Source organism: Nocardia tengchongensis (assembly GCF_054781395.1).
Genome location: NZ_BAAGUM010000001.1, coordinates 353,407 through 368,135, shown reverse-complemented (window position 1 = coordinate 368,135; position 14,729 = coordinate 353,407). Strand labels below are relative to the sequence as shown.

Here is a 14,729-nt window from a genome sequence, read left to right as displayed (position 1 = left end):
CTCTGGCTGGATTTCTGATCATCGAACGGTGGTGAGAGACAGCACGTGGTCGCCGAGCAGGCGCAGACTGGTCCAGCCCGCCTCGATCGGCAGCCCGCCGATCAGCGGGTTCATCAGGATTTCGGTGCGCCCGGCCGCGATCTGGTCGAGCAGCTGTGCGGGCGTGAGGATTTCGAGGTAGCCGTGCGCGCGCAGTGATTCGACGGAATCGGGCACCGCGTCGTGCGGGCGGGAGATGCCCTCGCGTCCCCAGGACGCGTACTCGCGGATCTCCGTCAGAATGTGCGGGGCGTATTCGTGCCAGGCCTGGTCCGGGTCTTCGTGCAGCAGGGTGTGACGGCTGTCTGGCTCGGGCTTGTGCACGAATCCGGTGGTGCCGCAACGGATCAGCTCCTGCTGATACAGCTCCTCCACCGCCGGTGCGGGCAGCGGCAGCGCCAGTCCCAGTCCGAATCGCGCGGCCCGGCGGGCGGTCGCGGGGCTCATTCCGGCGATCAGCAGGTGCGGGTGCGGCTTGGTGAACGGCTTGGGCGTGACATCGAAGGCGTGCCCCTCGCCCGGCATCGGCTCGTCCCGCCAGGCGGCGAGCATGATCTCGAGCGCCTCGTCCATGAGTTTGCCGCGGCGGGTGAAGTCGCGCCCGAGCGCCGCGTATTCCGTTGGGCGGTAACCGATCGCGGCGAGCACGGTCAGTCGCCCGCCGGCCAGGTTGTCGAGCACGGCCAGGTCCTCGGCCAACCGGACCGGGTTGTACAGCGGGACGATCAGCGCACCGATGCTGATCCGGATCCGTTCGGTGCGCGCCGCGACCGCCGCCGCCAGCAGCAGCGGCGCGGGCAGCCAGCCGGTGCCCGAGCCGTGGTGCTCTTCGACGTTCACCACCGCGAACCCGCATCGGTCCGCGTACTCGGCCATGTCGAGGGCGGCGCGGTAGCGCTCGTGATGCCCGGCCCGCGGGTCGTCGATATTGGTCATATTGAGCTTGAGCGCCGCCACCACGTTCATGCAGTCAATATCGAATGTGCCGGTGCGGCAGGACAACCTGCGCGGATGCCCCAGTCAGGTGGTTCGTGCGAGGGGGGCACCACCGGGAGAGGCCCGGACGATGCCGGTGCCACCGGCGGGGGTACCGGCAAGGATGGCAACTACTACGGCGGGTCGAGCAGGCCGAGTTGGGCTGCGCGCACCCCGATCTGGAAGCGGCTGCGCACCTCGAGCCGGGTCATCAGGTCGGCGATGTGGCGGCGGTAGGTGCGCAGTGACATGCCCAAGGTGCGGGCCGCCGTCTCGTCGATCAGGCCGAGGTTGAGGGTGTTCAGGACCGCGCGGGCAGTAACGCTCAATTCGACGGGGCCGCTGTCGATCCGGCTCGGCAGACCGTGCCCGGACTGCCAGCTGAGCAGCGCGAACTGGTGCAGTGCGCGCAGCAGGGCGGGTTCGCGGACGAGGTAGGCGTAGGGATGGTCGGCGCCCGCACCGCTCCACAGCACCGCCACCGTGCGGTCCAGGATGAGCACATTGTGGAAGTCGTTGTCGGTGACGCGGATCTGCGCGCCGAGGGAGGACTGGCGCAGCAGTGGCTGCCGGTCGCGGCTTTCCAGGTAGTCGGGCGAGTAGAGCAGCCGCACCTCTTTGCCCGCGGCCAGCAGGTCGTCGACCACCACCTGGCCGAGGCGCAGGTGATCGGTGGAGTGGGTGGGGTTCGAGACCGCCACCACCGCTTCGCGCCGGGCATGGCGCAGCAGCTGGTGGACGTCCTGATCCCAGTGCCCGTCCTGGCTGAACCGGACGATGCCGGTGGCCAGGGTGCCGTTGGCGTCGGTCCGCTGTCGCTGCATCACTTCCCCGATCCTGGCAGGCGACCTGGCGTTTCCGGTCGATCTGGCAGCTTCCTGCCAGCCCGGCGGATCTGCCCGGGCCGCTTCCTACCGTCAGCTTATGCACATCAGTTTGACCGAAGAACAGCATCGGCTGCGGAAACGGCTGCGCGAGTATTTCGCCGATCTCGTCACCCCCGACGTGCGGGCGGCGCTGCGGTCGGGGCCGGGCGGCGAACACGGTGACGGGGTCGTCTACAAGGAGGTGGTGCGCCGGCTGGGCACGGACGGCTGGCTGGTGCTGGGCTGGCCGGAAGAGCATGGCGGACAAGGCCGCCCGATGCTGGATCAGCTGATCTTCCTGGACGAGGCCGCGGCGGCCGGCGTGCCGCTGCCGTACCTGACCGTGAACACCGTCGGGCCGACCATCATGCGCTACGGCACCGAGGAGCAGAAGGCGCATTTCCTGCCGCGGATCGCCCGCGGTGAACTGCACTTCTCCATCGGCTATTCGGAGCCGGACGCGGGCACCGACCTGGCGTCGCTGCGCACCCGCGCGGTGCGCGACGGGGACGACTACGTGATCAACGGCGAGAAGATGTGGACCAGCCTCATCGAATACGCCGACTACGTCTGGCTGGCCGCGCGCACCGATCCGGCGGCGAGCAAGCACGCCGGCTTGTCGATCTTCATGGTTCCGGCCACCGCGCCCGGGTTCTCGTGGACGAAGGTGCACACCATGGCCGGTGTCGGCACCAGCGCCACCTACTACGCCGACGTCCGGGTGCCCGCGCGGAACCTGGTGCACGGGGAGAACCGTGGGTGGGCGCTGATCACCAATCAGCTCAATCACGAACGCGTGGCGCTGGCCTCGGCCGCGCCGCTCGCGGAGTCGCTGCGGCAGGTCACCGCCTGGGCGCGCGCCACCGTACTGCCCGACGGGTCCCGGGTGATGGACGCCGAATGGGTGCGGCTGCACCTGGCCCGCGTGCACGCCCACACCGAATATCTGAAGCTGCGCAATTGGCGGACCGCGTGGGCGGCCGATCGCGGTGAACTCGGCCCCGCGGACGCCTCCGCCACCAAGGTGTTCGGCACCGAGTTCGCCATCGAGGGGTATCGGCTGCTCATGGAGGTGCTCGGGGCCGACGCCGTGGTGCGTGCCGGTTCCCCGGGCGCGCTGCTGCTCGGCCGCCTCGAACGCTTCCACCGGACCTCGCTCATCCTGACCTTCGGCGGCGGCATCAACGAGGTGCAGCGCGACATCATCGCCAAGACCGCCCTCGGCCTGCCCGTCACCCGCTGAGCCGAACAAGGAGTAGGACAATGGATTTCGAATACACCGAAGCGCAGCGGGACCTGTCGGGACTGGCACGGGAGCTGCTCACCGACTGGGCCGTGCGCCATCCCCGGCCCGACGACAGCGGGTTCGACCCGGAGCTGTGGCGGGCCATGGCGGGCGCGGGGCTGTTGGAGGCGGCGCTGCCCGAGCGGGTCGACGGTGGCGGGTTCGGGGTGCTGGAACAGTGCGCCGTGCTGATCGAGATCGGCCGGACCGTCGCTCCCGCACCGTATTCCACGAGTATCGCCGTGGTCGCGGCGACGTTGGCCGAGTTCGGCGACGATCTGCTGGTGCGGCGTCGGCTGCGGCCGCTGCTGCGGGGTGAGACGACGTTCGCCGCCGCACTCGCCCGTGATTTCGCCGCCTTCGAGGCCGAGCCGGGTGAGAACGGCTGGTGCGTACGAGGTTCGCAGTCGGTGGTCGCGGCCGGGGCCTTCGCCGACGGGTTCCTCATCGAAGCCTGTTCCGGTGCGAATTCGATTCTGCTGCTGGTGGATCGGGCCGCTGCGGGTGTCACGGTCACCGGGCAGCAGGTGGTGAACGGTACCGACGCGGCCCTTCTGGAACTACGCGATGTCCAGGTTCCGGATGGCGATGTGATCCTCGCGCCCGAAGCGCCCGGCTGGGCCCGCCGCCGCGCCGCGTTGGCGGTATGCGCCCACCAGCTGGGGGTGCTGGAACGCGCCCTGGAGATGACCGCCGAATACGCCCGCACCAGAAAACAATTCGACAAGCCCATCGGCGCTTTCCAAGCGGTCCGGCAACGCCTGGCCGACGCCTACATCGACGTCGAGGCGGTTCGCCTGACGTTGTGGCAGGCCGCGTGGCGCGAATCCCACGGCCTGGCGGCCGAAGCCGAGATCGACGTGGCGAAATTCTGGGCGGCCGAGGCCGGTCACCGGGTGGCCCACACCGCCGTCCACGTGCACGCGAGTACCGGCATCTACCTGGACTATCCGATGCAGCGCTACTTCACGGCGGCCAAACGCGCGGAATTCGAGTCGGGTACCGCGCTGACTCACCTGCGTGGCCTCGGCGTGTTCCTGGATGCCCCGGTCTAGTGGTGGAGCCGTCGCCCCGGTGGGCGACGGCCGTCCGACCCGCATCCGCCGAATGCGCACCCCTCGTGACGCACGCGGACATGACCTCAATCGCGCGCGGGCACCCAGGAGGTTGCAGCTCCGGGGTACCCGCGTGGATGCACACTCCCACGGGCGGATAAAAAGCGAATAAACGTTCTCTATTGCGGGGCGGGGCCGGACGCGAACAGCGTCGCGGGTGTCGGGGCGGGCAGTCCGGCGCGGCGGAAGATCTCGGCGGCGTCGGCGTGCTCGCGGGCGGCGGCCTCGGTCTCGCCGCGGGCGGTGGCGCGCAGGAACAGCGCGCGGGCCCGGTCCAGCGGATCGGCGGCCTTGCTCAGCAGCCGCAGCGCCTGCGTCGCTTCCGATTCCGCGGCGGCCTCGTGCCCGGCGCGCAGGTGGATCTGCGCCAGGCGGGTGCGGGCCCAGCCCTCCCACAGGCGCACGCCATTGCGGTGGGTCATGTGCACCGCGTCCGCGGCGAGGTCGAGGGCGGTGTCGTGTTCGCCGAGCATCGAACGGGTGGCGGCCAATTCGTGGGTGGCCCAGCCCAGCGCGACCGCGTTGGAGGACTCCCGGGCCAGGTCGATGGCCCGCTCGGCCACCGCGACCGCCTCGGCGTACTGGCCGGATTCGCACAGCGTGCGGGTGGCCAGCGCCAGAATCCACGCCTCGAGCGACCGGTCGTCCAGGGATCGGGTCCAGGCGATGGCATTGGCGTAGTGCCGATGCGAGTCCTTGGTGTTCCCGGTGCGGCGGTCCGCGACGCCGAGCAGGATCTCGGCCAGCACCTGCAGCCGCCGTTCGGCGTCGTCGGCGGGCTGGGAGATGGGTTGCAGGAACTCCAGACTCGCCTCCACCTCGCCGAGTCCGATCTGCATCATGGCGCCCAGCGCCACCCGCAGCCGCCGGGAACTGGCGTGGTCGCCGTCGCGGATCGCGGTGTCCAGGAGGGCTTTCAGGCCGTCGGCGAGTTCGCGGGCGCGGCTGCCGGTGTCCATCAGCTCGGCCATCACCCAGGCCAGGTCGGCGGCGAGGGCGACCGCCCGGCCGCCGAGGCGGGCCGCCTGCCGGTGCAGCGCGATGATCACCGGGCGCTCGATGTCGTTCCAGGACTGGCCTTCCGCGCCGCCGGCGAAGGTGTGGCCGGCGACGGTGGTGGGCACCAGCAGCAGGGTGGTGTTGCTGTAATCCAGTGCACCGAGCAGGTTCTTGGTGCTGGCCAGGTAGTAGTCCAGCAGGCGGGCGACGATCTCCGCCTCGCTCTCACCGGTGTCGCGGGTCGCGGCGGTGCCGGCCCGCTGCGCCGCGAACAGCCGCAGCAGGTCGTGGAAGCGGTAGCGGCCGGGCGCGGGGGTCTCGAGCAGGCTCAGGTCGACCAGGGATTCGCAGACCAATTCGGCCTGCGGCACCGGGACGCCCAGCAGCGCGGCGGCACCGTCCACAGGGAAATCGGGCACGTCGGCACGGGCGAGGGTGCGAAAAGCCCTGGCCTGCTCGGTGTTCAGCTGGCCGTAGCCGAGCCGGAAGGCGGCCTCCAGGGTGAGGTCGCCGGTCTGCAGCACCGCCAGGCGCTGGCTCTCGTCGGCCAGCCGGACGGCCAGCGAGGCGATGGTCCATTGCGGCCGCACCGCCAGCCGCGCCCCGACAATGCGCACCGCCAGCGGCAGGCACGCGCACTGTTCGATGACCGCGTGGGCGGCATCCTGTTCGGCCGCAACGCGTTCGGGCCCGAGGATGCGGGTCAGCAGGGTCATCGCCTCGGCGGGCTCGAGCACATCGAGGCGGGTGCGGCGGACCGCGGGCAGCTCGGTGAGCGCCGAACGGCTGGTGATCAGGACCGCGGTGCCGGGCGTGCCGGGCAGCAGCGGCGACACCTGGGCGGTGTCGCGGGCATTGTCGAGGACCACCAGGATTCGCTTGTCGCTCAACAGGGTTCGCAGGTGCGCGGCCCGATCGTCGACGGCGGGCGGGATATCGCCCTCGGCGACGCCGAGCCCGCGCAGGAACCCGCCCAGCGCGTCACCGGTGGGCAGCGGGTCGGGGTCCACGCCGCGCAGGTTCACATACAGCTGCCCGTCGGGGAACCGGTCGCGCACCCGGTGGGCGATGTGCAGGGCCAGCGTGGTCTTGCCGACCCCGCCCATGCCTCCGACCGCCGAGATGGCCACCGCCGGTCCGCCGCCGGTGAGCTGGGTCGCGATTTCCTCCGCGACGCGGGAGCGGCCGGTGAAATCGGCGATGTCGGGCGGCAATTGGGCCGGAGCGAGCGGGGCGCGGGCCGGACGCGACACCGCCGGCAGGTCGGCGCGCAGGATGCGGGCGTGCACCGCGCTGAGTTCGGGCCCGGGTTCGACTCCGACCCCGTCGACCAGGGCGCGGCGGGCGCGGGCGTATTCGTCGAGCGCTTCGGCCTGGCGGCCGGAATGGTAGAGCGCGGTCATGAGCAGCGCGCGGAAGCGTTCCCGCAGTGGATGTTCCTCGATGAGGGGGCCGAGCTCAGCGACGGCCTCGGCGCTGCGGCCGGTTTCGATGTCGAGGGCCAGCCGGTCCTCGAGGATGGACAGCCGCCACTGTTCGAGCCGGGCGCGCTGCCGCTCCGCGTACGGGCCGGGCAGCCCGCCCAGGGCCGCGCCCTGCCAGCGGCCCAGCGCCGATTCGAGGGTGCCGCGGGCGCTGTCGGGGTCCTCGTGCCGTACCCGTTCGGCGGCCGCGACCTGCCCCTCGACCTCGTGAATGTCGGTGTGGCCGGGCGGAAGTCGCAGCACGTAGCCGTCGCCGATGGAGACGAGCAGGGTGGAGGGCCCGCGGTTGACGCGGTCGGGTTCGAGTTCGCGGCGCAGTTTGGCGACGTGGGTGCGCAGGGCGGGGACGGCGCGCAGGACGGGGTCCTCGCCCCAGATGCCTTCGACGAGTTCGGCGGCCGTGACCGCCTTGCCCTCACGCAGCAACAGTGCCGCGAGCACCGCCCGCCGTTGTGGCGGGCCCAGATCCAGGGGAGTGTCCCCGCGCCATGCGCGGACCTCGCCCAGTACCGAAAACCTCAGCAAACCGACCTCCCCGTTTGGAAGTGTAGAGGGGCCGAGCCGACGCCGATTCGCCGACTGTCCTGCACCTATCCGCCATCCTTCCGGCCCTGAACACCGGGCTCGCCTCCGGGGACTGCCCCATATCCTGCGCGCCACCGGCCCGATTGGTGTGCCATTGGCGGGTTCCAAGCCGCCGGATCGACTCTGATCGTGGGCATCGAGTCGAGATGCCCCCGATCCTCGGAGGCACCCCATGCGGTTGAAGTCCGCCATCGTATTCGCCGCGTGCGCCCTGTCCCTGGGCCTGGCCGCCTGCGAGGCCGCACACACGCCCGCCGGTCCCGGCGGCGTCGGCACGCCGGCGGTGACCTCCGACCCCATGATCGACCAGCAGCGCGGCCGCCAGCATCTCGCCTCGGCCGTCCGCCACACCGATCGAAACCGGACAGCCGCTACCGCTGCCACGTAACCTGGGGAGGTGGCAATGGGTGACACGTCGCGCGCCGCGGCGCGGCCCGCGATCGCGTTGGCCACCGTCACCGCGGTCCTGTTCGTAACCTTCCTCGACACGACCATCGTCAGTGTCGCGCTCGCCGATATCCGTTCGGACCTCAGCACCGATGTGGTGCTGCTGCAATGGGTGGTCAACGCCTACACGCTGGTGTTCGCGAGTCTGATGCTCGCGGCCGGATCAGTGGGCGACCGGTGGGGGCGCAAGCGGGTGATGGTCATCGGATTGGTGATCTTCGCTGCGGGATCGGTGATTTCGGCGCTCGCGGCGAGCGTGCCGGTGCTGATCCTCGGGCGTGCGGTCATGGGCGTCGGTGCGGCCGCGTCCGAGCCGGGCACCCTGTCGGTGCTGAGACAGGTGTTCCCGGAGGCGCGGACCCGGGCGAAGGCGCTGGGGGTGTGGGCCGCGGTCTCCGGGCTCGCCCTGGCCGCCGGGCCGGTGGTCGGCGGGGCGCTGGTGGGGGCGTGGGGGTGGCGCTCGATCTTCTGGTTCAACCTGATCATCGGGGTCGTGGTGCTGGCCGCCGCGTTGCGCTACGTGCCCGAGAGCGCGGATCCGCAACCGGGGCAGCTGGATTGGCTGGGATCTCTACTGGGTGCGGTGTTCCTCGGCACGGTGATCTTCGCCGCGATCACGGGGGAGAACCGGGGGTATGACGCGCCGTCGGTGATCGCGCTGTTCGTCGTCGGCGCGATCGCGTTCGTGGCGTTCCTGATCGTGGAGACGCGAGTTCGCAATCCGGTGTTCGATTTTCGGTATCTGCGGCTGCCGCCGGTGCGCAGCGCGCTGGTGGTCGCGTTCGCGGTCTACTTCGGTGTCTTCTCGATCTTCTTCTTCACCGCGCTGTATCTGCAGGTGATGATCCACTATTCGGCCGGGCGCACGGCGGCGGTGTTCGCGCCCATGGCGGTCGCGATCGTGGCCGGGTCGCTGGCGGCGGGGTTCTGGGTGGCGCGCAGCGGGGCGCGGATCCCGATGATCGCCGGGTGCGTGGTGGGCGCCGGCGGGATTCTGCTGACCCGCTATTCCCTCGACGGCACGGTCGAATTCACGCCGCTCGCGATCACCCTGGCCGTGGCGGGACTCGGCTTCGGGATCGCGGTCGTGCCGTTGACCTCGGCGGTGCTGACGGGTGTTCCCGCGGAACATTCGGGCATGGCGGCCGCGGCCACCAACACCATGCGTCAGGTCGGCGCGGCGGTGGGTGTCGCCGTGCTCGGCTCGCTGGTCAACGGATTCCTCACCGCCGACCTGCGTCAGCGGATGACGGAGTTGGGCCTGCCCGACAACTTGCAGCCGATCGCGATCGACGCCGTGGAGCGTGGCCGCATCCCGGCCGGCGTGGACCTGGCCACGGCCCTCAAATACGCCCCGCACGTCAACGACGTGCTGAACACCGCGACCGTCGCCTTCCATCACGGACTCGATGTGGCACTGCTGGTTTCGGCGGTGATGATTCTGGCCGCCGCGGTATTCGTGGCCGCGAGCGGCTCGGCTCGGGCACGAAAATAACTGGCGCGAGGCGGCTTCGGCCGGGCAACATGGCTCGCATGTTCACGCAGTCCATCGCCGCATACCCCGCAGTCGCGGGCGCGATGGCTGCTGCCCTGGCGGCATTCGCATTCGACGGCGCACGACGCTGACCTTCTCCGGGACGTCCCGGACCTCAGACGGGGAAGGTCGGCTCCCCCTGAGGCCCCCTCGAATCGATTCTGGAGAATTCATCATGGCCAAGCAGGCCTACGTCCGCACCAAGCCGCACCTGAACATCGGCACCATGGGTCACGTCGACCACGGCAAGACCACCCTGACCGCCGCCATCACCAAGGTGCTGGCCGAGCGCGGCGGCACCGCCTTCGTTCCCTTCGACCGCATCGACCGGGCGCCGGAGGAGATCGAGCGCGGCATTACTATCAATATCGCCCACGTCGAATACGAGACGGCCACCCGGCATTACGCGCACGTCGACATGCCCGGCCACGCCGACTTCGTGAAGAACATGATCACCGGCGCGGCCCAGCTCGACGGGGCCATCCTGGTGGTGTCGGCGGACGACGGCGTCATGCCGCAGACCGCCGAGCACGTGCTGCTGGCGCGGCAGGTGGGTGTCGAGCACATCGTGGTCGCGCTCAACAAGTCCGACGTCGCCGACGGCGAACTGCTCGAGCTCATCGAGCTGGAGGTGCGAGAGCTGTTGTCCGCCAACGGCTACGACGGCGACGGCGTCCCCGTGGTGCCGGTGTCCGGACTGCGGGCGCTGGAGGGCGACGAGCACTGGTCGAACCAGCTGGTACGACTGCTCGACGCCGTGGACGAGTACGTGCCGATGCCCGAGCGCTACCTCGACGCCCCGTTCCTCATGCCCGTGGAGAACGTGCTCACCATCACCGGTCGCGGCACCGTCGTGACCGGCGCGGTCGAGCGCGGCGTGGTGCGGATGGGCGACAAGGTCGCGGTGCTCGGCTACGGCGGCGCCATCGAGGCCGTGGTAACAGGAGTCGAAACCTTCGGCCGCACCATGGAATCGGCGGAGGCCGGCGACAACGTGGCGCTGCTGCTGCGCGGCGTGCAACGCGGTCAGGTGGCGCGCGGCCAGGTGGTCGCGGCGGTGGGCAGCATCGCCGTCCACACCGGATTCACCGCGCGGGTGCGGCTGCTGACGGCCGCGCAGGGCGGCCGCCGGACGCCGATCACCTCCGGCTACCGGCCGCAGTTCTTCGTCCGCACCGGCGACGTGTCCGGTCAGGTGGTGCTGCCGGAGGGGCGTGCCATGCCGGGCGACACCGTCGACCTGGCGGTCACGCTCGACCGCGCGGTTCCGCTGGAGCCGGGCCTGGGATTCGCTGTGCGCGAAGGCAACCTGACGGTCGCCGCGGGCACGGTGCTCACCGTGGACGGATAGGCGTCGCGTGACAATGGTTGGGGGCGGACAGTAGTCCGCCCCCAACCTCAACGTGCGGCTACCGGCCGGGCGGGGGGCCTGTGTTGGCCGGGATTCTCTGTGTCGGAACTCGGGTCGTCCCGGACGATGGGGCCATGGAACGAGGGCACTACGGAGACGATCACGGGGCATTCGCCGAGCTGGCGCGAGGGTTCGTGCGCAAGGAAGTCGCGGCGAATTACATGGACTACGAAGCCGCCGGGATCGTGCCGCGCTCGGTGTTCGCGCGGGCGGGGGAACTGGGGCTGCTCGGGTTCGCGGTGCCGCAGAACTACGGCGGGCTCGGCGTCTCGGACTTCCGCTTCAACCAGATCCTCATCGAGGAATTCATGGAGGGCGACTGCGCGGGCGTGGGGCTGAACTTCGCGCTGCACAATGACATCTGCACGCCGTACCTGGTGGAACTGACCACCGAGGAACAGCGGGAGCGGTGGCTGCCGGGATTCGTGGCGGGGACGAAGATCGCGGCCATCGGGATGACCGAGCCGGGCGCGGGATCGGATGTCGCCGGGATACGCACGGCGGCAGTGGATATGGGGGATCACTTCCTGGTGAACGGGGCGAAGACGTTCATCACCAACGGGATCAACGCGGATCTGGTGATCACCGCGGTGCGAACCTCGGCCGAGCGGCATGCGGGGGTGACCGTGATGGTCCTCGAACGGGGGATGGACGGATTCGAGCGGGGACGGAACCTCGACAAACTCGGACTGCACTCGCAGGACACGGCGGAGCTGAGCTTCACCGATGTCCGGGTGCCGAAAGAGAACGTGCTGGGTGAGGTGGGGCGCGGGTTCTCCTACCTGATGCGCAATCTGCCGCAGGAACGCATGCAGATCGCGGTCGCCTGTCTGGCTCGGGCGCGGGTGGCGTTGCGGACGACCATCGAATACGTCGGTGAGCGTGAGGCTTTCGGGCAGCAGATCGGAGCGTTCCAGAACACCAAGTTCACGCTGGCCGACGTGGCCACCGAGGTGTCGGTGGCCGAGGCGTTCATCGACAAGTGCGTGTTGGAGTTGAACGCGGGGCGGTTGACGCCGGCGGATGCGGCCAAGGCGAAGTTGTGGGCTTCGGAGATGGAGTTTCGGTGTATCGATCGGTGTCAGCAGTTGTTCGGGGGATACGGGTATATGCGGGAGTATCCGATTGCTCGGATGGCGGCTGATGCTCGGATTACTCGCGTTTATGGGGGGACTTCCGAGATCATGCGGGAAATCATCGGACGGGATTTGCGACTGACTGATCGGTATTGAGCGGAACATACCCGAGTTTTGTTGGGATATTGGACAATTCGGGTTCTGGGAGGGTTCGGTAATTGATAGAATAGAGGCATGAATTGGGGTGGGCAGGTACTCGGGAATGAAGTCACGGTGGCGGATGCCACCGGGCTTGTTTCCGATGCTGTGAGCGTGCTCGTTCACGATTCTTTGGACTCGCTTTCCGATGACGATCTCGTGGATGTGTTGCGGGATTGGGAGTCGACGCGGCGGCGGATGGCCAGTTTCGAGCACAAGTTGATTCGTGAGGTGGAGAACCGCGGGTTGCCCGAGAAGGTAGGGGTGAAGCGGACTTCGAAGTATTTGGAGCAGACTTTGCGGATCGGGCACGCTGATGCTTGTGCGCGGGTGCGGGCGGCGGAACTGCTGGGGTTGCGGCAGGAGGCTGGGCGGGTTGTCGAGCCGTGGTTGGCGTGGACGGCGGCGTTTCAGGAAATGGGTTTGGTGTCAGCGGATTCGGCTCGGGTGATCGCGAAGATCGTGAACCGGATTCCGGGGAAGGTCGACGCCGATACCCGGGATCGGGCCGAATTCCAGCTGGCCCACTTTGCCGCCACCTCCACCCCGGATGACCTGCCCAAGGTGGGCGACCGGCTGTTGGGTTACCTCGACCCTGATGGGCGTCTCACTGATGACACCGATCGGCAGCGGCGGCGTGGGATCACGTTGAGCAAGCAGGGTGTGGACGGCATGTCGACCATGACCGCGGAGTTGACCCCGGCCGCGCGGGCGTTGTTCGATCCGATCTTCGCCAGCCTCGCCCAGCCCGGCATGTGCAACCCCGATGACGCGGAAAGCCCTTGGACGACTGACAGACTCGATGAGGAAGCGCTCGCTGGTTTGGAGCGTGCTGCCCGTCGCGACACTCGCACCGCAGCCCAGCGCAACCACGACGCCATGGTGGCATTCCTGCGCCCCGAGATGGGTCCCGCGAACCTCGGTCAGCACCGTGGGCTGCCCGTGTCCACCATCATCACCATGTCGCTGGCCGAGGTCGAAGCCGCTGCCGGTGTGGCCACCACCGCCTCCGGCGGGACGGTGCCGTTGGAGCAGGCGTTGCAGCTGGCCCAGAAGTCCAAGCCGTTCCTCGCGATCTTCGACCACGCCGGACGACCCCTGCACCTGGGCCGCACCAAGCGCCTCGCCAACTCCGCACAGCGCCTGGCGTTGATCGCCACCGAACGCGGCTGCACCCGACCCCGCTGCAGCGCACCCGCCACTCTCACCCAGGTCCATCACGTGACCGAGTACAGCAAGGGCGGGACCACCGACATCGAAAACCTGACCTTGGCCTGCGACGCTTGCCACGCGCTCATCCACGATGGGCCGGGTGGCTGGAAAACCGTTGCCATGCCAGCGGATTCAGAACATGCTGGCCGGACGGGCTGGATAGCTCCACGCCACATCGATCCGACCGGTATGCCCCAGGTCAACGACCGCCACCATGCGGGGGAGTTGATGGCCGCATCCCTGGCACGGTTGCGCGATCGCACGCGCCCACCGGCACGCTGGTGGTCACGCCCCTAGTTGTTGCTCCCGTGAAACTATTGCTCCCCTCAATTCAAAGCCGGAGCCTCACCGAAGGTGGGGCCCTTCGGGCTGCGTGCCTCACGGCTGCTCGTGCCGCAAGCGCGTCCGCAAAACTACACAGAGTGTGGTCGCCTCGCCTGCCCTACCGGACCTGGGCTGACGCCAAGTCGGGAGCCGTATCCCGCCGATCCCGGCCCACGGACTGCACGTATCACCTTCTACAGAAAGAACCCAACCCCCCTCACTTCGTCTTCCCCGGGATGCTGCGCGGCCGAACCGTGAGTGGGGCTGGTAGGTGAGGGGGCCTCGCAAGCTCGGCCACCCTCTCCCTTATCCAGGCGTCTTTTATCTTTAGTCTTCTTTTTCTTTTGTCTTGTGGTTCTTACCGTTTGAGCCCTTGGGCCCCAGCAATAACCCGCTCCATCACAGTCCGCGGCAGCAACCGACGAATAGCAAACATCAGAGGCGCATTGCTACCCACCGCGTACAACGGCCGAGGCCGATCCGAGTTCACAGCCCCCACGATGGTCTCCGCCACCTTGGCAGGCGAAATCCCCTTACTCATCTTGGCATCGAGCCCAGCCATGAACCGAGCGAACTCAGCAGCATGCGGCGACCCTTCATCCACATACTTGCTCCGCCGCTCACTCAACCCCGTATTGATCTGCCCCGGTTCAACAGTCGTGATCCACACCCCGAACGGCGACTCCTCGAACCGAGCCGCCGTGGCAAACCCCCGCACCGCCGCCTTGGTAGCCACATACGACGACCGATACGGCATCGGAAAGCTACCGAGCATCGACCCCACCATCACGATCCGCCCGTACCCCCGCTCCCGCATCCCCGGCAACACCGCCTGAGTCAACGCCACCGCCCCGAAAACATTGAGCTGGAACAGCCTTTCGATAGCCTCCCGAGGCAACTCGGCCAACGGCCCGGCCTGACTCTCCCCGGCATTGTTGATCAGCACATCGATCGCCCCGAGCTCACCGGTGAACCGCTCGATCGACTCCAGATCGGTGATATCGAGCGCGCGATACTCCACACCGGGCGCCCGATCACCCTCAGCCAGTTTGTCCGGATTGCGACTGGTGCCGATCACCTTGTGCCCCTGGGCCGCGAACGCCGCCGCGGTGGCCTTGCCGATGCCGGAGGACGCGCCGGTGACGACCACGGTGCGGGTCGGAGAGCTGCTCATGGCGA

At 68.8% G+C, this 14,729-nt stretch carries 11 protein-coding genes; 7 read left to right on the top strand and 4 right to left on the bottom strand.

Going from position 1 to position 14,729, the window contains the following annotated elements:
• Positions 1-18 precede the first annotated feature (18 nt).
• Both ACYVKL_RS01750 and ACYVKL_RS01745 read right to left on the bottom strand, forming a co-directional pair.
• Positions 19-1,005, bottom strand: a complete 987-nt coding sequence (locus ACYVKL_RS01750) for an LLM class flavin-dependent oxidoreductase (protein ID WP_379170470.1) — start codon at positions 1,003-1,005, stop codon at positions 19-21.
• 143 nt (positions 1,006-1,148) lie between these two features.
• Positions 1,149-1,838 carry a hypothetical protein gene (locus tag ACYVKL_RS01745; protein ID WP_460770839.1) on the bottom strand — a complete coding sequence of 230 codons (690 nt, stop codon included), beginning with the start codon at positions 1,836-1,838 and terminating at the stop codon, positions 1,149-1,151.
• A gap of 100 nt (positions 1,839-1,938) precedes the next feature.
• Between ACYVKL_RS01745 and ACYVKL_RS01740 the strand changes: the two genes are divergently transcribed.
• Both ACYVKL_RS01740 and ACYVKL_RS01735 read left to right on the top strand, forming a co-directional pair.
• A complete protein-coding gene (locus ACYVKL_RS01740; protein ID WP_379170466.1) occupies positions 1,939-3,123 on the top strand; it encodes an acyl-CoA dehydrogenase family protein in 1,185 nt (394 codons plus the stop codon).
• Between the two features lie 20 nt (positions 3,124-3,143).
• On the top strand, positions 3,144-4,220 hold the full coding sequence (locus tag ACYVKL_RS01735) for an acyl-CoA dehydrogenase family protein (RefSeq protein WP_379170465.1): 1,077 nt from the start codon (positions 3,144-3,146) through the stop codon (positions 4,218-4,220).
• A 179-nt stretch (positions 4,221-4,399) separates the two neighbouring features.
• Here the strand turns inward: ACYVKL_RS01735 and ACYVKL_RS01730 are convergent, their stop codons facing one another.
• Entirely contained in the window at positions 4,400-7,288 is a 2,889-nt protein-coding gene (locus ACYVKL_RS01730; RefSeq protein WP_379170463.1) for an AfsR/SARP family transcriptional regulator, read from the bottom strand.
• 232 nt (positions 7,289-7,520) lie between these two features.
• Between ACYVKL_RS01730 and ACYVKL_RS01725 the strand changes: the two genes are divergently transcribed.
• The 5 genes from ACYVKL_RS01725 (at position 7,521) to ACYVKL_RS01705 (ending at position 13,523) form a co-directional block, all read left to right on the top strand.
• Entirely contained in the window at positions 7,521-7,736 is a 216-nt protein-coding gene (locus ACYVKL_RS01725; RefSeq protein WP_379170461.1) for a hypothetical protein, read from the top strand.
• A gap of 15 nt (positions 7,737-7,751) precedes the next feature.
• Positions 7,752-9,290 (top strand): MFS transporter, encoded by a 1,539-nt coding sequence (locus ACYVKL_RS01720; RefSeq protein ID WP_379170459.1) that lies wholly within the window; start codon positions 7,752-7,754, stop codon positions 9,288-9,290.
• Positions 9,291-9,504: 214 nt separating this feature from the next.
• Positions 9,505-10,680 (top strand): elongation factor Tu, encoded by a 1,176-nt coding sequence (gene tuf, locus ACYVKL_RS01715; protein WP_379170457.1) that lies wholly within the window; start codon positions 9,505-9,507, stop codon positions 10,678-10,680.
• A gap of 134 nt (positions 10,681-10,814) precedes the next feature.
• Positions 10,815-11,972, top strand: coding sequence for an acyl-CoA dehydrogenase family protein (locus ACYVKL_RS01710; RefSeq protein WP_379170455.1), 1,158 nt, complete (start codon positions 10,815-10,817; stop codon positions 11,970-11,972).
• Between the two features lie 156 nt (positions 11,973-12,128).
• Entirely contained in the window at positions 12,129-13,523 is a 1,395-nt protein-coding gene (locus ACYVKL_RS01705) for an HNH endonuclease signature motif containing protein (RefSeq protein WP_379170453.1), read from the top strand.
• Between the two features lie 385 nt (positions 13,524-13,908).
• Here ACYVKL_RS01705 and ACYVKL_RS01700 read toward each other — a convergent pair whose 3' ends face one another.
• Entirely contained in the window at positions 13,909-14,724 is an 816-nt protein-coding gene (locus ACYVKL_RS01700; RefSeq protein ID WP_379170451.1) for an SDR family oxidoreductase, read from the bottom strand.
• Between the last annotated feature and the right edge of the window lie 5 nt (positions 14,725-14,729).

Coding starts and splice junctions, on each gene's coding strand:
- ACYVKL_RS01750 (WP_379170470.1), bottom strand. CDS start 1,005: ATGAACGTGGTGGCGGCGCTCAAGCTCAATATGACCAATATCGACGAC.
- ACYVKL_RS01745 (WP_460770839.1), bottom strand. CDS start 1,838: ATGCAGCGACAGCGGACCGACGCCAACGGCACCCTGGCCACCGGCATC.
- ACYVKL_RS01740 (WP_379170466.1), top strand. CDS start 1,939: ATGCACATCAGTTTGACCGAAGAACAGCATCGGCTGCGGAAACGGCTG.
- ACYVKL_RS01735 (WP_379170465.1), top strand. CDS start 3,144: ATGGATTTCGAATACACCGAAGCGCAGCGGGACCTGTCGGGACTGGCA.
- ACYVKL_RS01725 (WP_379170461.1), top strand. CDS start 7,521: ATGCGGTTGAAGTCCGCCATCGTATTCGCCGCGTGCGCCCTGTCCCTG.
- ACYVKL_RS01720 (WP_379170459.1), top strand. CDS start 7,752: ATGGGTGACACGTCGCGCGCCGCGGCGCGGCCCGCGATCGCGTTGGCC.
- tuf (WP_379170457.1), top strand. CDS start 9,505: ATGGCCAAGCAGGCCTACGTCCGCACCAAGCCGCACCTGAACATCGGC.
- ACYVKL_RS01710 (WP_379170455.1), top strand. CDS start 10,815: ATGGAACGAGGGCACTACGGAGACGATCACGGGGCATTCGCCGAGCTG.
- ACYVKL_RS01700 (WP_379170451.1), bottom strand. CDS start 14,724: ATGAGCAGCTCTCCGACCCGCACCGTGGTCGTCACCGGCGCGTCCTCC.